A 19,276-nucleotide genomic window follows, 5' to 3' on the forward strand; every position below is an offset into this window, starting at 1 on the left:
GCGCCTCCGCCCTCGGCAAACCTCAAGCCTTCACCAAAGCCGACAACCACGCGCGAGGCCGAGTCGGCCGGCCGCACCGGCAACCGCGCGAACCGTGCACCCGCGAACCCCGCACCGGCCACCAACACCCTGTGTGACTCGGACATCGAACCGCAGCCTCGCCCGGCCGGACATCGCTGCGGACGCGGTCACGCGCAGGACATCATCGTATCGCGCCCGCCCTGAGTATTCCACATCGGATTCAACCAGCGGCAGATAAACCCCCCGATGCTCCATGTCCGCGCAGGAAACCCCACCAGCCCCAAGCAGTTCGGTGCGCCCGCACTCAAACCCCTCCAGGGCCCGCAAGTTGTATAACATACCCCTCGGGTTCGTTTCGCCGTAACGAACCCGAAGAAGGAGGGTATGCTTGATAGGCCCGCTCACCACGTGAAAACAAACTCAACACGCACAAACGTGCCCACGTCGTTGCTGGCATCCTTGTAGTAGCTGCCGGGGAAGAAGAACTCCGGCATCACCCGCGCAAACATGTGGTTGTTGAACGCGTACTTGAAGTACGGCACCAGCAGCTGCCCTCGGAAGTCGCCGCCAGCGAAGATGAGGTTCTGCGGGTTGAGATCGTATACAGTGTTCTCATCCGCAAACAGGAAGTTGTAGTAGAGCCCCACGTCGATCGCGGACGTCGGCGAGGCTTTCCAGCCCGGCCCGAAACGATGCAAGTTCCCCAGATCGAACACCCGCGACTCGGCAGCATACGCGAAGCCATACCCCTCCGTCCATCGTGGATAGCGACCCCACAGCACGTCAAACGCCTCGTACGTGCCGTCCACCTGATAGCGATGCGAACGATCACCCGACAGGTACTCGTAATCGAAGTAAACTTCGTTCTTCCACTTGTCATTGAACAGATACGACAGGCGGTTGTTCGTCGCCCAGGCGCAGATGTTCTGGTTGTTGGGAATCCCTGTCGGGGCATCGCGGCTCCCAAACTGACCCGCCACGTTGGCACTATACTTCCAGTTCTTGCCGACCGTGCCGGCAACACGGGTACCGAAGGTGTAAATGTCAGCGTCCGTCCCGCTTCGTCTGCTGGTCGACGGTTCCTCATGCCGGTTCTGCTTGTACATGAAATACGGTTCAATCGACATGTTGGGGATTGACCGGTTGGTCACGTACAGGATGGCCCCCATCTCGTCCTGTTCCGTTTCATACATGGGCCAGTCAGTCTTGCGCATCATGGGCAACCACGCGTCACCCTGGGCATCGATCTGGAACCACATGGCATCAACCGTGGTCTTGATGTCCTTCAGGTTGGTCGTGGTCCGGATACCATCAAAGTAGAACGTCCGCGATCCGTCCAGCGGCGTGCCGTCCATGACCAGCCACCCTTCCCCAAGGATGATATCCTGCCGCCCAGCCGTCACCGTGATTGGCAGGCCGCCGATGTCGGTCAGCTTGACGTACAGGTTGTCGAAGAGAACCTGGTCCCGCTCGCTGATCCACCCTCGGGAAAGCGCCGGCCGCTGCTCCCAAGCCTCCAGACGAGCGTTGCTCGGGTCAGGCAGCCGGTCCGGGGCACAGTAGTTCCAGCCTTCCCAGGTCAACCGGACATAAAACTCGACATTCTTGACCGGCGTGACCGTGGCCCACCATCGTGTCCGATAGCGCTGGTAGTCTACCTCGTGGTTCAATGCGTCCTTGTTCAAAATCATCACGTTGCCGCGACGGTCGGTCGAGCGAACCCCACCCAGGTTGTTGACAAACTCGTTTCGAGCCCGGATGTCCGCCCCCCAATTCAACCAGGGAAACGGATTCTTGGTCGCCTTGATAAACGACTCAATCTCGTTGTCCGCTCCCTGGGCTGCGTCGGCCGGCTTGAGAGCCACCGCAGGCTCTTTCTCGGCCGCCTTCACCGCGGACGCCGCATCCTGACCACTGGGTTGAGTCGCCTGGGCCATCGCACCGGCCGACATCCATGCCCATGCGACAGCCGCGGCCGCCGTTGCCAGCACCCAAATCTTCGTGTCCTGCCTCATGCCTGTGACACTCCTTTCAACGCCTTGTGTCCAAAGACCTGGCCCAAGTCGACGCGGGCAATAGAACGTCACTCACTCGACGAGCCAGCCCCTGACCCGAAACATCTCCTCACATGATCCGCCCCCGGTGGGCGAGTCAATAGACTGACCACGACCGCCGCCACGATCGACAGCGGCAACGCCACCACGATCGGCTCCACGACCGGCCAGTTGGGGTGGGCCGACAAGATGCTGGCCCGCTTCGGATCACCGGTCACCCACTGCACCAAACCAATGGAGCCCGCCTCACTCCCCTTCACCAGCAAAACCCAGAACAGCGACACCGCAAAGCCAACAAACATCGAAACGATCGCCGCCGCCTTGGTCATGCACCGGAAAAATAAACCGCCGACGAAGCTCGGCAGGAACGCCGCAGCACACAGCCCGAAGAAGATCGCCGTCGCCCGAGCGACGATGTATCCGCCGCGAGCGTAAAACGCGAAGATGACCGCCAGAATGATGCCCAGGATCATGCCCAGGCGAACAATGTGCGTGCTGCCGTGGCCGCCACCCGGATCGCCGCCACTTCCACGAACCTGCTCAAATACATCACGGCCAATGGCCGTCCCCGCAGTGTGGAACTGGCTCGAAATCGTACTCATCGCGGCCGCCAACAGAGTCAACAGGAAAATGACCTCAAACCACCGCGGCATGCAACTGGTCACGAAGGTCGGAATAATGCTGTCCACATTGAACATCCAGTCCTCACCCTTGCGAACCAGCGCCCGCGTGAAACTGGTGGCCCGGGGACACACCTCCACCCTCCCATCGCCCAGATCACGGATCTCCGCCTTCGGCATCAGGGCCGCAGCCTTGCCAAGCCCTTCCTTCACCAGGTGCACATCCTCCTGCTCATCTCCGTCCACATCGAGGTGGATCAGCGCACAGGGCACACGAACCTCCGCCGTGGCCTCCTTCTTGGCAATCACCTTGGCCTCGTCGGTCGTCCGAACAATCCGGCCCACGATCTTCTCATGCTTGTAGAAGTAAGCGTTACTGAGCGCCCCCACAGTGAACGCAACTCCAGTCATCATGATGATGAACACGCTCCCCGTCGGAACCGCCCGGTTCAGCTCCCGCTTCGACTTGACCGTCATGAACCGCACCACAAGCTGCGGCTGAGCCAAGACCCCAATGCCCACGCCCAAGACCATACTGCTGACCACAATCCACCACATGTCAAAGGGAGACGGTTTTCCGGCAGCCGGGTCGATCCCACCCCATCCAAAGCCGAACTTCGGCATCGCCGTCCAGCCTTGATGACCGATCGCTTTGAAGCCCGCAAACGCCTGCCCAGCCATCGCGGTTAACTCGCGGTGAGCCTCGGTCACGCCGCCCAGCGTCCAATACGTGCCCACTAGCAGCGTGGCCATCCCCAGGAACATGATCACGCCCTGCAACGCATCGGTGTACATCACGCCCTTGAGCCCGCCGGCCAAGACATAAACCGCCACGATCGCGCTCAGCGACAGGAGGGCCACGTTGTACGGGATGGCGAAGGCCGACGAGATGAACTCGGTCCCTCCAATGATCACCGCCGATGCATAAATGGGCATGAACAGGAAAATGATCAGGCCGGCAAAGACCTGAATGAACTTGCTGTTGTACCGCCGCCCTAGCAACTCCGGAAAAGTGTGAGCGTCTAGCCGATGCCCCATCCGCCGCGTCGGCCCGCCCAGGAATACAAATGCGACGAAGATCCCCACGAAGATGTTGAAGACCGTCAGCCACAGCACGCTCATGCCGAACAGACCGGCCACACCGCCAAATCCCACAATCGCACTGGTGGAGATGAACGTGGAGCCATAGCTCATCGCCATGACGAATGGATGCGCCTTCCGGCCGGCAATCAGGTAGTCCGTGGCCGATTGCGTCCTGCGGTAACCCAGCCAACCCAGATACGCCACCACCGCCAGGTAGGCCACAACACAGGTGAGTTCCATCAATCCCACGGACTGCGCCAGCACCACGGGATCTCCTTCCACTCGGCGTCCGCAGCACACGCGCCACGCTCAATACATCCGGGCCACGGGAACGCCTTGCCCGACAACCTTACGTCTCTTCTTCAGTCTTCTTCTCGCGCGCTTCCCAGTGCCGGTCCTCAACGCTCACCGGATCATCACTCTTGTTCCACGTGAACAGACCGTAAATGACACACAAAACCACGCTCGCGATCGAAAGAACATACGCCAGCCAGACGAAGGGATCATCTATTCCGAACATGGAGCAGGACTCCCGCTCTGCAACCGCTTGATCTTGAACCCGCCGATCCGATGATCGGACGTCCGGCTATTTACCTGGACTTGATTGCGCCAGGCACCTTTATAACCCCTCGCGCCACAAGAGGAAAGGCGCCAGCACCAAAAAAAACGCCTAATCTGCTTTACAGTAAAACTGCAAAGCACAACCCCTCCCGCTCCGCCTAGACCAACCCCGCCGCACTACAGGACGGTCCCAATAACACCCAGTATCGACCGGTCCATCCGGTACTGATGAGCGAATCAGCGCCCGGCCGCACCCACCCCACGCCCAACCGAGGCCTCAACCGGCCACGTCGGCTCACCCCTGGCCACACCCGCACAAGCCTCAAGCCACCAACTCCACACGCCACTCAACCGCGAACCCCACACCGGACGCTCCACCCACCCGACCCCGGAGCCGACCGGATGACACCTCATGGTGTCCGCAGGCAATCATCGAGAGGGGGGAGACCCGCCCGCGAAGCGTCTTCGGCCATCCTCGACACGATTGACTCTTGCCCCAGCAGCCCGATAATCGGTCCCACCCTCCTGCTCCGGCTCAACGGAGACAGCGACGGCAACGTGGGAGATTGCGTCTTGCCAGTCACGCTTTCGGCACGGCACGTGTGCATCCATGGGCTCTCCGTCATCCTTCTCGGCCTCGCGACGGGCTGCCCGGTTGTCCAGAACCTGCCTTCCCCCGGTAGGGTCGTGAAGGAGCGGGAGCCGGAATCCCAACGCCCCTACTCCCTTTACGTGCCCGCCAACTACACCAATACGCGGCGATGGCCTCTGGTCATCACCTGCCACGGCACACCGCCCTATGACACGGCCACCGCCCAGTTCAACGAGTGGCGCGGACTCGCAGAGCGACGGGGTTTCCTGCTGGCCGCGCCTGACCTGGTCGGAACGCGGGGCGATCTCACACCGCCCCCGGCCGAGCAGATCCGCCGCCAGATGCAGGACGAGCAGGCCATCCTGGGGCTGGTCAGGACCATTCAGGCAGCCTATACCGTCGATGACAGCCGAATCTTCCTCACCGGCTGGTCGGCCGGTAGCTACGCCGTCTTGTTCACCGGTCTTCGGCATCCGGAGATCTTCCGGGCCATCTCCGTTCGACAGGGCAATTTCGACCCCGCTTTCGTCGAACCCTGCGTGCCTTTCCTCGATCGCTATCAGCCCATCCAGGTCATGTTCGGCTCCGAGGATGTGCTCCTGGGCATGCAGCCGGCCAACTGCATCGCTTGGCTGCGGAGCCATGACCTGGAGCCCACCGTGCTCGAGCGACCGGGTTTCCACCGCCGCGAACCGACACCGGTGGTAGCTTTCTTCAGCGACACGGCCACCCACCGGCCATGGATCCGGGTCGGTGTCAAGGACGACCCCACCACCCCCATGAAGCTCACCTTCAGCGTCCGCTCCACTTTCGAGCCAACTCGCTACCTGTGGGACTTCGGCGACCAAACCGAGACATCGCCGCTGCCCAGCCCCACCCACACCTACGAGAAGAACGGCTCCTATGTCGTCCGGGTCGCCCTGTGGCCGACCAAGGGCAACCCCCACGTGCGCCGCGTCCAGGTGCAGGTCCCCCGCTTTCGTCTGGGCCACAACCCAGCTTCGACCACCAAAACCGCCCAGGACTGAACCCGGCTCGACTCCCGGACAGCAAGACTCCGGGCTATAATCCGCCTCCAGTGCCGCCCGATCACGCGATGAGGAAACTCGAAGGACGCACAGTCGAGCCACAGTACCACAGATCAACGGGCCGGAAGCCCGCCCCCCATCGCGTCGACAGGGCACCCAGCAAAGGAAAACACCCGACATGGCCGACAACGAGACGAAACCGTCCACCAGTTTCATCCACGACATCATTGAAGAGGATCTGCGCACGAACAAGTACGGGGGGCGGGTCGTGACCCGCTTCCCGCCCGAACCCAACGGTTACCTCCACATCGGCCATGCCAAGAGCATCTGCCTGAACTTCGGCTTGGCCCAGGACTACAAGGACAAGGCCCCCGCCGGCGCTCGCTGCCACTTGCGCTTCGATGACACCAACCCGGTCAAGGAAGAGCAGGAGTACATCGACTCGATCAAGGAGGATATCCGCTGGCTGGGCTTCGACTGGAGCAACCATGAGTACTACGCCTCGGAGTACTTCGACCAGCTCTACACCTGGGCCATCCAGATGATCAAGGCAGGCAAGGCATACGTCTGCGACCTGGACGGCGAACAGGTCCGCCTCTACCGCGGTACCCTGACCCAGCCGGGAAAGGACAGCCCCTACCGCAACCGCTCCACAGAGGAAAACCTGGATCTCTTCGAACGCATGAGAAAAGGCGAATTCCCCGACGGCTCACGAACCCTCCGAGCCAAGATCGACATGGCCTCGCCCAACCTCAACATGCGCGACCCGGTCATGTACCGCATCCTGCACGCCAGCCACCCCCATGTGGGCGACAAATGGTGCATCTACCCGATGTACGACTTCACCCACGGGCAGTCCGACTCCATCGAACAAATCACCCACTCGATTTGTACCCTCGAGTTCGAGAACCACCGGCCGCTCTACGACTGGTTCATCAAGGAACTGGGTATCTACGCCCCGCAACAAATCGAGTTCGCCCGGCTGAACCTCAACTACACCGTGATGAGCAAGCGGCGGCTCCTCGAACTGGTCAAAAACGGCTACGTGGACGGGTGGGACGACCCGCGAATGCCAACCCTCTCCGGTCTGCGGCGGCGAGGCTACACGCCGGAAGCCATCCGGGAGTTCTGCCGGCGAATCGGCGTCAACCGCATGGACAGCGTCGTAGACATCGCCCTGCTGGAACACTGCCTCCGCGACGACCTCAACCGGCGGGCCCCGCGCGCCATGGCCGTGCTCCGCCCCCTCAAGGTCGTGATCGACAACTACCCCGACGACCAGGTCGAGAATCTCGACGCCGTCAACAACCCCGAGGACCCGGCCGCCGGCACACGCAAAGTGCCCTTCTCCAAGGTGCTTTACATCGAACAAGACGACTTCCGCGAGATCCCCCCACCCAAGTTCTACCGCCTCTCGGTCGGCAAGGAAGTCCGCTTCCGATACGCCTACTTCCTCACCTGCCGGAACGCGATCAAGGATCCGGCCACCGGCCAAGTGATCGAGCTGCACTGCACCTACGACCCCCAAACCCGCGGCGGCGACTCGCCCGACGGCCGTAAGGTCAAGGCCACCATCCACTGGGTGTCCGCCACCCACGCGGTCGACGCCGAGCTGAGACTCTACGACCACCTCTTCACCCGGCCCGATCCCGACGACGTACCCCAGGGCCAGGACTACAAGGCCAACCTCAACCCCAAGTCGCTCGAAACACTCAGGGGCTGCAAGCTGGAACCCAGCCTGGCCAACGCCTCCCCTGGCAGCAAATACCAGTTCGAACGCCAGGGATACTTCTGCGTGGACAAGGACTCCAGTCCAGGTGCACTGGTCTTCAACCGGACGGTGTCGCTCAAGGACTCCTGGGCGAAAGTCGAAAAGGCACGGTCCAGCTGATCCACGCGAACCGATACCCCCCTCCTGGCCCACGTCGTCCCTGGCACGCGAGCGGGCCAACAGTCAACGCGCAAGCTGCACTTCCGCCGGGGCTCCCTCAGGCGTCCGCCAGCGACGGCCTGCAAAGCACCCCTGCGACTGCTCACGGAATACGTTACTGAGTCATGGCCCAACGAAATGGCCGCCCGACCATTCAAAAGGCCTGCGAGCCCACGTGCAACCCACACCCTTCGATGCTATCTTGTCGCAGGACTCATGGCCGGGACACTCGTCCCAGTCGATGCGAACACGAGACACGAAAGCGGCTACAATGCCACCCGATGGAGGCCGGCCCAGGAAAACAAGGAATGCCCCACAAGCACCCTAAAGGCCCAGTACCCACCATCCTGCACATCGACGACCACCTGCTGGTCATCGACAAGCCCGCAGGCATCGTGTCCGTCCCCGGCCGGGAAAAAGAAAACTGCTTGCCCGCCTTGCTCCGCTCGAGCGGGCTGGTACCGCTCGACGAACCCTGCCATACCGTTCACCGCCTGGACCGCGACGCCAGCGGCACGATCGTCTTCGCCCGAACACCACAGGCCCAGCGCGCACTCACCGAGCAATTCATGAACCGAACCATCGACAAGGTCTATCTCGCCCTCGTCCAGGGACACGTCATGGCCGACGGCGAAATCAACCTGCCCATCCTGACCGACCCCAGCGGAACCCGAGCCGAGGTCAGGGCCCTCGGTGGCAAACCCTCACGTACCCTCTTCCGCGTCGTCGAACGCGTGGCAGGTAACACCCTCCTGGAATGTCAACCACTGACCGGACGGATGCACCAGATCCGCGTCCACATGGCCGCGATCGGCCATCCCCTGTCCGTCGACCCCCTCTACGGCCACACGACCGGCCTGATGCTGTCATCGCTCAAGACAGACTACCATCCCAGCACCCGCCACGAAGAAAGACCACTCATCGGGCGACTGTCGCTCCACGCCGCCCGGATCAGGTTCATCCATCCGGCAAACGGAGAGCCGGTCACCTTCGAGGCTCCACTCCCGAAGGATTTTCGAACAACCCTGAACCAGTTGCGCCGGCTGTGAGAAACCGTCGATCCGGCCACGGCGGCCACCCCCCCCATCCGACCGGTCGGGATCCACCCACGATGGAAAGCTGCCCTCATGACTCCGCGAGTATCGACCGCCCCGCGTTCTGCGTCAGTAGGGTGAGCATGATTTCCGTGGCTTGGTAGAGCTGATCGAGATCCAGATACTCGTCGGCGGTATGAGCCTGGGCAATGTCGCCCGGGCCGATCAGTACCGAGGGAATGCCAGCGCTGCTGAACGGACCGCTGTCCGCAAAGTAGTTCACCCCTCGCGGCCCCTCCTGACCGTTGGCTTCGCGACACAGATCCAGCAGCCGGCGCGCCAAGGGCCCATCGACCGGGGTGTCCAGCGGGGCGAGCGTACGGACGCTCTCAATCGCGAAACACCGCTCGTCGCCCACATACGCAGCCAACATCCGTTCAAAATCCGCCAGCAGCTCCGACGAGGCCTTCCAGGGAATCAGCCGGCTGTCGATGAAGGCCCGACATCGGGCCGGAATGATGTTGCCCTTCGCCCCTCCCTGGATGAGCGTAACCTGGGCCGTTGAACGACCAAGCAGCGGATGGCTGACCTGCCGGATGTACTCCAGCCACGGACCATGCGTGAACTCAACCACCCTGGCCATCAGATCGATGGCGTTCACCCCACGGTCGGGCACAGAGGCGTGACAGGAACGGCCGCGGGTCTCAACCTCCATCCATAACGGACCTTTGTGGCAGGTCACCAGTTCACACCCCGTCGGCTCGCCAACGATCGCCGCGTCAGCCCGAAATCCGTAGTCCATCAGGGCCGCCGCCCCGTCACACCCCGTCTCCTCGCTCATGCTCGCCACAAAGTAGATCTGGTCGGCCGGCAACATGTCCCCATGGTAGGCCAACTCCAGTGCAGTCAGGAAGGCGGCCATCGAACCCTTGGTGTCGCATGTCCCCCGACCGTACATCCGCCCGTCACGCACCTCGGCGGCAAAAGGCTCTACCGTCATCCCCTCGACGGTCACCGTGTCCAGATGAGCCTCGAGCACCAGCCGCTTACCCGTGACCCTCTCCCGCCAGTGGGCAATCAGGTTGGGCCGACCCGGGAAAACCTCCTGACGCGCGACGGTCATGCCCATACGCCGAAGACGGTCGCTCACGAAATCGGCAATCCGCTCCTCAGTTCGGTCCCGGTTGGCCTGCTCCGTCGAGGTGACCGCACTGTCAATCCGCACCAAATCGGCCAGCAGCCCCCGGACCCGATCCTTCTCCATCTCGCTGAGACGTTCCATACCCGGCGATTGTACCGGTGAACCCGGCTCTCGTCAGCGACCCGGGTCAGGAACCTCGAGAAATGCCAGATCATCCCTGCCTAGGTCAAGCAGGGCCACCGTGGGTACCGACACCCGGTGCAGCGCGCCCGGATTGATGATCCGCAGGGTACCCCGCCGATAGTCGTCACGCTGGTGGGTGTGACCGTGAAACAGGTAGTCGTGACGACCAGAATCGGCCGCCGCCTGGATCCCGGGTTCATGGCCATGGAAAACCGCCACCTTCCTGCCGGCAAGAGTCAGACTCAACGGCCCGTCCGGCCAGGGCAGACCCAAAGCCCTCACATGATGCTCCCAACTCGGCCAGGGACGGTCGGTATTGCCCCAGACGAACCAGCATCGCCAACCCAGCAATTCATCAAGGACTTCAAGCCCGCCAACGTCCCCGCAGTGCACGACGCCCTGCGCCCCCGCCACCTTCAAAACCGCCAGGGCCTGGCGCACCAGGGCCACCCGACCATGGCTGTCAGACATGATCCCCAGCCTCATTCGCACTCCCCATGGCTCATTTGCCTGCGGGCAGGATTGCCCGTAGCATATCCCCTTTCGCCGTCGGGCTTAAGGCCAGATCGGCAATCCGCCGGCCAGGAGCGGTCCGGCACGGACGCATGGGGTAATGAACGCATGTTCGCCATTATCAGCGACATTCACAGCAACATCGAGGCCCTGAACGCGGTCCTGGCCGACATCGAGACCCGCGGCGTCGATAAGATCGTCTGCCTCGGCGACATCGTGGGATACGGCCCCAACCCCTGCGAGTGCGTCGACCTCGTCATCGAACGCTGCGAATTCGCCATCTGCGGCAACCACGACCATGCCGTGTTCTACGAGCCCTATAATTTCAACGTCGGAGCGGAACGAGCCTGCTACTGGACCCGGCAAATCCTCGAGGACGAACCCAAGAAGGCCCTTCGAGACCGGAGATGGGAATTCCTCGGCAAACTACCCGTTCGGGCGGTCTATGAGGATATGCTCTTCGTCCACGGCTCGCCCCGCCGACCAGTCAACGAGTACCTTTTCGCCGACGACGTCTACTCCAACCCCCACAAGCTCATGGCCAACTTCGAACGCCTGCAGAACATCGCATGCTTCATCGGGCACACCCATGTCCCGGGCGTTTTTGTTGACGACCCCTATTTCGAATCACCCGAAGAATTGGCCGAACCGGGCGTCTACGAATTAGCCGAGGATGACAAGGTCATCATCAACATCGGCAGCGTCGGTCAGCCCCGGGACCGGGACCCGCGGGCTGCCTACGGGTTGGTCGATGACGACGGCCGGGTGGAGTTCCTCCGCGTCGAATACGACATCGAGAAGGTGGTTCACAAGATCCTGAACACCCCGGAATTGGACGACTTCCTCGGACACCGGCTGCTTGAAGGCCGCTAGCCGGTATCCATGCGGGCCCCCGGCAAGAATCGATAGCCCTGCACGACTGAGAAGGTGACGATGCAATCCCGAAGAACGATTTATGCCCTCTTCGCCTCTGTGGCGGTCTTCTATCTCTGGATGCTCATCGCCCAGAAATACTTCATCAAGCCCCAGCCGCCCTCAGCCACCCAGCCCGCCGCCACCCAGACGGCAACTACCCAGGTCTCCGAACCGTTCGCCACCACCAGACCGGCCGGCACTACCCCAACCAGCGCCGAAGCCTCCATCGCGGCCACCACCGAGCCAGCCACCCCCTCGACCGGCCAGGTCCAGGTCGTCGGCGGCGAGGACCAGACACCTGTCGTCCTCGGCAGCACCCGGCCGGGCGGCCCGTTCCCCATGGCCGTCCAGATCCTGCCACGCGGCGCAGCCATCAGCACCGTCGAGCTTCGTGACCACGACAAGAGCATCGAACACAAGGCCCCCTACCCGCTACTGTCACCCCTGGTCGCCTCAGACCCCATGGGCCGTGAACAGGCCCTCCCTTCCTTTGTCACCCCCAAGGTGCGATTCGAAAACCTCGGCCTCGATGTGGATCTCGATCGCATCACCTGGAAGGTGGAATCGACCACCACGAATGAAGTCGTCTTGTCCGCCCGCGTCCAGAGACCGGATCGCAAACCGATCGCCCGACTGGTGAAAACCTACTCCCTCGCCAACCAGCTGCCCAACCCCGACGTGCCCGCGAACCGGACCTACGATCTGGGCCTGTCCCTCAAGATCGAGAACCTCAGCGAGAGCAACCTTGAAGCTATCATCGTCCAGCAAGGACCACTCGGGATGCGCAAGGAAAACTCACGCGCCGAAGACCGCAGCCTTCTCGCAGTCTATTGGGAACAGGGCAAGCTGGTCAACAAGAGCTGCGTTCGCTCCGATGTGATCAGCAAAAAGCTCACCCTCCTGGCCAAGGATAGCGATGCCGGCGGTACCCGCGTCGCCTGGACCGCCCAGAGCAATATGTACTTCACCTGCATCGTGGCCCCCCGCGACCGAACTTCGCCCGAGGATCGGCCCCGCTTCGCCTCCGTCGAGGCGGCTGCGCTCACCCCCGATGCCGTCAACCGCGTCGAGGACCTGACCTTCCGCTACATCACCACACCAATCAGCATCGCCAAGGGCGGCAGCCAGGAAGTGAATTTCGACTGCTACATGGGACCCAAATCAAAGGAAGCCTTCGAGAAAAACGCAACCTACCGCCAGCGAGACTACTACCAGGTCATCGCCCAGGCCTTCTACTTCTGCGCCCCCGCAAGCCTGGTCAGCCTGATGATGAACCTGCTCAACGTGTTCCACAAAATCCCCCCCCACAACTACGGTATCGCCATCATCGTGCTCGTCCTGGTCGTGCGGGCAGTGCTCCACCCCATCACCAAGAAGAGCCAGGTCAATATGTTCAAGATGCAGAAACAGCAGGCCACCCTCCAGCCCAAGATAGCCGCCCTTCGCGAGAAGTACGGCAACGACAAGGCCAAGCTGCAGCAGGCCACCATGCAGGTGTATAGCGAGGCGGGCATCAACCCCGCTGGCACCATCCTCTCCTGCCTGCCCCTGATGCTGCAGATCCCCATCTGGGGCGCCCTCTGGACCGCCCTCGCCTGCACCGTGGACATGCGCCACGCCCCCTTCGACGGCTGGTGGATCAAGGACCTCGCCGGCGCCGATGCCATCTACACCTTCAGCAAGCCAATCGAGATCCCGCTCCTCTCCTATCTCATGGGCGGCCCCATGGAGTCCATCAATATCCTGCCCATCCTGCTGGGAATCTCCCAAATCCTCCAAACCAAATACATGCCCCACAGCAGTACGCCCCAACAGAAGGGGGCTGCTCATGACCAGATGGAGCAGCAGCGCAAGATGATGATGTTCATGAGCGTCTTCTTCATCTTCCTGCTCTACAACGCTCCATCCGGCCTCAACCTGTACATCGCGTCAAGCAACTTCTTCGGCATCATCGAGCAGTGGCGGATCCGCAAGCACCTCGCCGTCCTCGAAAACCGGCATGCTCAGGAACAAGCCCTCCGCAAGACCGACGACCAGCCACGCCCGAAAAGCTGGCTGCAGCAGAAATGGGACCGCCTGTCCAAGGAAATCGAGGACGCCAAAAAAATCGAGAGCACGCGAAAAAAGAAATGAAGAGGCTCGGCACACACCTCGCGGCCAGCCCGCGGCCACCGGTGACAGGCCCGCAGGCACCCCCTCCTATGCCCGCCCCGACCACGACTCTCCCGAAACCCAACACAATCCGCCAGCCCAACTCACGGCTTGCGGCCACCGGCGGTCAGCTCAAGCGATGACTCCAGCTGGCCATCACCGTACAGCTCCATCTTCAGCATGCCAAACACCGGCGCTTCCGAACTCACCCACGTCCGCCGGACATAGTCAACACCCTCGTCGACCCACCGGTCTTCGTAAAACACCGCATCCCAGGTCCGCCCGGCCAGTTCGACCGCCAACTCACCCCACCCCCGCCTCGCCTTGACCGCGCCAACCGCTACCGCAACCGGATCCATGTTCCTGAAATCCTCCCGCAAAGCCGGCAACCCCAAAGGCTTGCCCCCCTGGAACACCGTGACCCGCATCGTCACCGTCGCCGCCCGAACATCCGTCACCTCGTACAGCACCTCCCGCCCCCCCATCGCCGCCAGCCGAGCCCATTCCCCCGCCACGGCATCGCTCAACGGCTCGAACCCCGGCACCCCACCGGCGGCTGGCTCACTCGCCGACCCTGCCAACGCCATCGCGGCTTGCCCGACCGCGGGGGCACTCCCAACCTCGCGCCCATCGACAGGACACGACACCGCATGGGACGGTGCAACCGCAACCCCCGGAAGCGCAGAGCTCAGACCGGTCTTGGCCGAGACCGACGGCTCAGACCCGGGCTGCCCACCACCATCACAACCCCCCGACAGAGCGGCCGCAAACAGAATCACGACCAGGCCGCCACAAACCTCCTGCCATGGCTCAAGGTTGCCCATGAACAGACCTTCTAACCCCTCGGCAACACCCCCGCAAGAGACCGGCCAACCCTTGCCTTCGCCCAAATCACGCCTATTCTCCCAATGAGGACGAAGTGACTTCAGCCGCAATGGGTGAGGCAACGCCATGGCAAAAGCAAAAAACACCACCACCAGCTACCCCCAGGTTGGCAAGAAAGCCCCCGCCTTCTCGGCACCAGCTTCCAACGGCAAGACAATCAGGCTGGCCGATCTCAAGGGCAACGTCGTCGCCCTGTACTTCTATCCCAAGGACAATACGCCCGGCTGCACAACCGAGGCTTGCGGCTTTCGAGATGCCTATACCCACCTTGCCAAGGCGGAAATCACCGTCCTCGGCGTCTCTCCAGACTCCTTGGACTCACACCGCAAATTCATCGCCAAATTCAACCTGCCGTTCCCCCTGCTTGCGGATACCGACCAGGCCATCTGCAAGGCCTACGGCGTGTGGCAGACAAAGTCAATGTACGGCAGAGAGTACATGGGCGTCGCCCGAACCACGTTCGTGATCGACCGAAACGGAACCATCGCCCACGTGTTCGAGAAGGTCAAGCCCGACGGCCACGAGACCGAAGTGCTCGACTGGATCAGCAAAAACCTGAAACGCCCCTGACAACCAGGGCCACATGACGGATCCAGGCCCCGCCATCCTCACTCAGAGGATGCCCTTGGTCGAGGGAACGGCCGTCTCCCGCGGGTCAACCTCGCATGCCTGACGAAGCGCCTTGCCAAAGGCCTTGAAGACGGCCTCCGCCATGTGGTGATTGTTCGTGCCGTAGGGAACCTCGACGTGAAGGTTCATCTTCGCGCTGCGGGCAACAGCAACGAGAAACTCCTCGACCAGCTGGACGTCAAACGTGCCAATCTTCGAGCCGCGGTACTTCACCCGATGTGCAACCGCCACCCGGCCGGAAAGGTCCACCGCCACCCGGGCCAGCGATTCCTCCATGGGCAAAATGAAAAAGCCGTACCGGCGAATGCCCCGCTTGCCACCCAGGGCTTCGTTCAGCGCCTCCCCCAGGCAAATGCCAACATCCTCCACCGTGTGGTGATCGTCGACATGCAGGTCGCCTTCCGCCTTGACGGTCAGATCAAAGAGCCCATGCCGGGCCACGTGGTGGAGCATGTGATCGAAGAAACCAATGCCCGTGTCAATCGTCGCCTGACCACTGCCGTCGAGATCGATGGTCAGCTCAATACGGGTCTCTTTCGTGGACCGCCGCACCGTGGCAGTCCGCCGGCCAACGCCGCTGCGTGCGGCCTTCCCCACCCTCGCAGTCGCTTTCTTGCTCACGCGCTCAGCTCCTTGACAGCGGCAATCAGGGCATCATTCTGCTCCGGCGTGCCAATGCTGATTCGCAGCTTGTCATCGAGACCCGGAATGTTAAAGTATCGGACGAGAATCCGTCGGGCCTTGAGCGATTCATACAGCTGCCGGGCGGGAGGCCTCCTGGCGGTGGTGAGCAGGAAATTCGATTGGCTCGGCAATGACGAGAGCCCAAGCCCCGCCAGAGCGTCAGCCAGCCGGCCACGTTCCGTGATCACCTTCTGACGAGTCCGCTCGCGGTAGGCCTGATCGTCCAACGCGGCCGACGCCGCGGCGATGGCCACCGCGTCGACGTTGTAGCTGTCCTTCACCTTCATCAGGCCGTCGATCAGTCCCCGATCACCCACGGCGAAGCCAAACCGAAGACCGGCCAGTGAATACCCTTTGCTCATCGTCCGCATGACCAGCACATTCTTGCGCGTCTTGGCCAGCTCCATGCAGTTGTCGTAGGCAAAGTCCGCATAGGCCTCGTCAACGCAGAGAACACCATCAATCGCGTCGGCCAGCCGGGCAACGTCCGCGACCGGCACAAACGTCGAGGTCGGAGAGTTCGGGTTCGCGAGGTAGATCACCTGCCCCCGGGCCGCCACCAGCTGGTCAATCGGCAGCGAGTAATCCTCCGGCCAGGCCACCTCACGCACGATCGACGCCTGGATGCTGGCCAATACACTGTACAACGTGTACGTCGGCGTCGGATAGACCAGGGCCGCGTCCGGCCCGCTCAAGGCCCGAACACCAAGATTCAGAATATCATCCATCCCGTTGCCGCAGATCACCATGTCACGGGTCACACCGAACACCCTGGCCGCAGTGTCCCGGAACAGGTTGCCCAGCGGATTGGGATACCGGCGAAGCTGGTCGGGGCCGATCGCCGCAATAGCCTGCATGACCCTCGCCGAGGGCGGATAAGGGTTCTCATTGGTGTTAAGCTTGATCACCAAGGGATCGCTCGGCTGCTCACCGGGCACGTATCCTTCAAGCGCGGCAATGCTCTTTCGGAAGTAGCTCGTCATCGTCTGCATCAACCTGGATCGTGGTCACTTGTCCTGAACACGGATCGTCGCCGACCGGGCGTGGGCCTCAAGACACTCCGCTCTCGCGAGCGCGTCGATGGCGGCCGCGTCCCGAGCCAGCCCCTCAGCGGTGTACTCGATGAGACTGGTGCGTCGAAGGAACCCCAGCGCCGAGACCCCGCTCCAGAAACGGGCGGTCCCCCCGGTCGGCAGCACGTGCGACGGACCGGCCACGTAGTCGCCCGCCGACTCCGGCGTGAAATGACCAAGGAAAATCGCACCCGCCGAGTCAATACGCTCGCCAAGCACCCCCGGGTTGCGCGTCGCAATCTCGAGGTGCTCCGGGGCAATGTCGTTGGCCAGAACAACCGCTTCGTCCATGTCGCGAATCACCACCATCGCCCCATACTTCGCCAAACAGCGAATCGCACCCTGCGGACGGGCAAGCTCGACCAGCTGGGCGTCCAACTCCACCATCACCCGGTCCGCCAGCCGACGCTCATCAGTCAGCAGAATCGCGCAGCCGGGATCGTGCTCCGCCTGGGCAAGCATATCGGCGGCTACATAGTCCGGCCGGGCAGACGAGTCCGCGATGATCAGCACCTCGCTCGGCCCGGCAAACATGTCAATGTCCACCACCCCGAAAAGGAAACGCTTCGCCAACTGACCGTAAACGTTGCCTGGCCCGACAATCTTGTCCACCCGGGCAACCCGCTCGGTACCCATGGCCATGGCGGCAATCGCCTGGGCCCCGCCCATCCGGTATACCTCGGTCACACCCAATTCACCAGCCACCGCCAGAATCGCCGGATGAACGTCGTTGTTGTGCCGCGGCGGAGCGGCGATGGCAATCTCCTGCACGCCGGCCACTTGGGCAGGCACCACGCTGTGGATGGCGGAAGACAACAGCGGCGCCGAGGCGCCGGGCACGCAAACCCCGACACGCCGCACCGGACGGCTGCGAACCGACAGCGTCCGCCCGTGAAGAGCCAGCGAGTCCGTGCGGGCCGTGAGGAGATGCTCTTGAAACTGGCTCACCGCCCGAATGGCGTGGCGGGCGGCTTCCATCAGTCCCCGCGAAGCCTCCGCTTGAGCCCGGACAACCCGCTCGACCGGAACACGCACGGCATCCGGCGGAACATCGGCTGCGTCAACCCGGGCAGTGATCTCGGATACCGCCGTGTCACCCCGGTGCCGAACGTCGGCAATGATGTCCCGGACCACTTCCGTCTCAGGCGGCGTGTCCAGGACTAGCCCGTCCAGCAGCAGCGGCCTGCGAATCTCCCGCAACGCGGCGGCGACGGCATTCACCGTCTGACCCTCAATCAAGCGCATCTCAGGCATCGTCGTCAACTCCCCCTCTACCCCGACAGGGGGCGAGGGAAGCCCCATTATAAGATGAAGCAGGAATGCTGGCTATTGGCAGGGCAAAGGTCAGGCCAGATGCGCCTTCTCGGCCGCACTGTCCTGAAGCTGGAATTCGTATCCCGGCATGGTGGTCACCGAGCCGGAAATCTGATCGACAACACAGATCTCCTCGACACGGTTCACCAGACGACGTTCCACTTTGAGCGGGCCCCGGCGCTCGTTACGGAAGATGGTCATCTTGTCTCCAAGCACGACTTTCACGCCCGGATAGACGGTGTGCTTGACTAACAGGCATACCTTGCGGTTCGGACTGCAGGTCGCGATCGCTTCCTGCTTCTTGCGCTCGGTCTCGAGAATCTCGGCCTCCATCTGGTCAGCTTCGTACATCAGCTCCGTGGCCCGCTCGCGCTGCTGCGGGTTCAAACGCTTCAACTGGGCCATCAGCGGCTGAATCTTCTCCCGGATCTTGACGATGGCTTCTCGTTTCTTCTTCACCACCTCGTCAGTCTGCGCGGACGTGGCAAGCACGACCGGATCAATACCGATCGCAATCTCGGTCGCCCGATCGGCTTCGTTCCCCAGCACCTCGATCTCAGCCCCCTCACGAGCGTAAGCGTACCCGCCTACCAGCTTCCCGCTGGGTATCATCAGCCTGCCCAGGGCGTGAAGCCGGCTGTTGATGCACTCCGAGATGATCACAATGTCCCCGCCCGCACGCAGGTTGGCCTCCTCACAGAACTTGCTGGTGATCTGCCCGCCCGCCGTCACCTTGCCTTGACCTCGACCAGCCACCCCCCCGCTGACCTGGATGTCCGTCCCCGCTTCGACCACCGCCGCCTCAATCGCCCCCCGAACCGCCACACCCGCCCCCTATCCACCTCTCCGAACCCCCGACACCAG

16 protein-coding genes and 1 pseudogene are annotated in these 19,276 nt (G+C 62.4%); 6 read left to right on the forward strand and 11 right to left on the reverse strand.

All coding sequences use genetic code 11. The annotated features are described in order from the left end of the window. Positions 1-30 precede the first annotated feature (30 nt). From KA354_12175 to KA354_12190, 4 genes are all read right to left on the reverse strand, one after another. Positions 31-360, reverse strand: a complete 330-nt coding sequence (locus KA354_12175; GenBank protein MBP7935394.1) for a hypothetical protein — start codon at positions 358-360, stop codon at positions 31-33. A gap of 62 nt (positions 361-422) precedes the next feature. Beyond that, on the reverse strand, positions 423-2,036 hold the full coding sequence (locus KA354_12180; GenBank protein ID MBP7935395.1) for a hypothetical protein: 1,614 nt from the start codon (positions 2,034-2,036) through the stop codon (positions 423-425). Positions 2,037-2,104: 68 nt separating this feature from the next. After that, positions 2,105-4,018 (reverse strand): sodium:solute symporter family protein, encoded by a 1,914-nt coding sequence (locus tag KA354_12185; GenBank protein ID MBP7935396.1) that lies wholly within the window; start codon positions 4,016-4,018, stop codon positions 2,105-2,107. Positions 4,019-4,127: 109 nt separating this feature from the next. Continuing rightward, positions 4,128-4,298 (reverse strand): hypothetical protein, encoded by a 171-nt coding sequence (locus KA354_12190; protein ID MBP7935397.1) that lies wholly within the window; start codon positions 4,296-4,298, stop codon positions 4,128-4,130. Positions 4,299-4,912: 614 nt separating this feature from the next. Between KA354_12190 and KA354_12195 the strand changes: the two genes are divergently transcribed. From KA354_12195 to KA354_12205, 3 genes are all read left to right on the forward strand, one after another. Next, positions 4,913-5,959 carry a PKD domain-containing protein gene (locus KA354_12195; protein ID MBP7935398.1) on the forward strand — a complete coding sequence of 349 codons (1,047 nt, stop codon included), beginning with the start codon at positions 4,913-4,915 and terminating at the stop codon, positions 5,957-5,959. Positions 5,960-6,137: 178 nt separating this feature from the next. After that, positions 6,138-7,850 carry a glutamine--tRNA ligase/YqeY domain fusion protein gene (locus tag KA354_12200; protein MBP7935399.1) on the forward strand — a complete coding sequence of 571 codons (1,713 nt, stop codon included), beginning with the start codon at positions 6,138-6,140 and terminating at the stop codon, positions 7,848-7,850. 347 nt (positions 7,851-8,197) lie between these two features. Then, positions 8,198-8,938: an RluA family pseudouridine synthase gene (locus KA354_12205; GenBank protein MBP7935400.1), complete on the forward strand. Its 741-nt coding sequence runs from the start codon at positions 8,198-8,200 to the stop codon at positions 8,936-8,938. A gap of 76 nt (positions 8,939-9,014) precedes the next feature. Here KA354_12205 and KA354_12210 read toward each other — a convergent pair whose 3' ends face one another. Further along, positions 9,015-10,205: a M20/M25/M40 family metallo-hydrolase gene (locus KA354_12210; GenBank protein ID MBP7935401.1), complete on the reverse strand. Its 1,191-nt coding sequence runs from the start codon at positions 10,203-10,205 to the stop codon at positions 9,015-9,017. 33 nt (positions 10,206-10,238) lie between these two features. Beyond that, complete coding sequence (locus KA354_12215) at positions 10,239-10,718, reverse strand: metallophosphoesterase family protein (protein MBP7935402.1); 480 nt, start codon at positions 10,716-10,718, stop codon at positions 10,239-10,241. 150 nt (positions 10,719-10,868) lie between these two features. Here KA354_12215 and KA354_12220 point away from each other — a divergent pair, with 150 nt between their 5' ends. Both KA354_12220 and KA354_12225 read left to right on the forward strand, forming a co-directional pair. Further along, complete coding sequence (locus KA354_12220; protein MBP7935403.1) at positions 10,869-11,633, forward strand: metallophosphoesterase family protein; 765 nt, start codon at positions 10,869-10,871, stop codon at positions 11,631-11,633. Positions 11,634-11,693: 60 nt separating this feature from the next. Further along, entirely contained in the window at positions 11,694-13,808 is a 2,115-nt protein-coding gene (locus KA354_12225; protein ID MBP7935404.1) for a YidC/Oxa1 family insertase periplasmic-domain containing protein, read from the forward strand. A gap of 122 nt (positions 13,809-13,930) precedes the next feature. Here the strand turns inward: KA354_12225 and KA354_12230 are convergent, their stop codons facing one another. Further along, on the reverse strand, positions 13,931-14,650 hold the full coding sequence (locus KA354_12230) for a hypothetical protein (GenBank protein ID MBP7935405.1): 720 nt from the start codon (positions 14,648-14,650) through the stop codon (positions 13,931-13,933). A 127-nt stretch (positions 14,651-14,777) separates the two neighbouring features. Here KA354_12230 and bcp point away from each other — a divergent pair, with 127 nt between their 5' ends. Next, positions 14,778-15,281, forward strand: coding sequence for a thioredoxin-dependent thiol peroxidase (bcp, locus tag KA354_12235; protein MBP7935406.1), 504 nt, complete (start codon positions 14,778-14,780; stop codon positions 15,279-15,281). Positions 15,282-15,323: 42 nt separating this feature from the next. Here the strand turns inward: bcp and hisB are convergent, their stop codons facing one another. The 4 genes and pseudogenes from hisB to KA354_12255 form a co-directional block, all read right to left on the reverse strand. Continuing rightward, entirely contained in the window at positions 15,324-15,938 is a 615-nt protein-coding gene (hisB, locus tag KA354_12240) for an imidazoleglycerol-phosphate dehydratase HisB (GenBank protein ID MBP7935407.1), read from the reverse strand. 20 nt (positions 15,939-15,958) lie between these two features. Next, positions 15,959-17,008: a histidinol-phosphate transaminase gene (gene hisC, locus KA354_12245; GenBank protein ID MBP7935408.1), complete on the reverse strand. Its 1,050-nt coding sequence runs from the start codon at positions 17,006-17,008 to the stop codon at positions 15,959-15,961. Between the two features lie 24 nt (positions 17,009-17,032). After that, a complete protein-coding gene (gene hisD / locus KA354_12250; GenBank protein ID MBP7935409.1) occupies positions 17,033-18,352 on the reverse strand; it encodes a histidinol dehydrogenase in 1,320 nt (439 codons plus the stop codon). Between the two features lie 90 nt (positions 18,353-18,442). Continuing rightward, positions 18,443-19,237 (reverse strand): annotated as a pseudogene (locus tag KA354_12255) (DUF342 domain-containing protein). Positions 19,238-19,276: the final 39 nt, after the last annotated feature.

The sequence above is a fragment of the Phycisphaerae bacterium genome, assembly GCA_018003015.1.
Lineage (GTDB): Bacteria > Planctomycetota > Phycisphaerae > UBA1845 > PWPN01 > JAGNEZ01.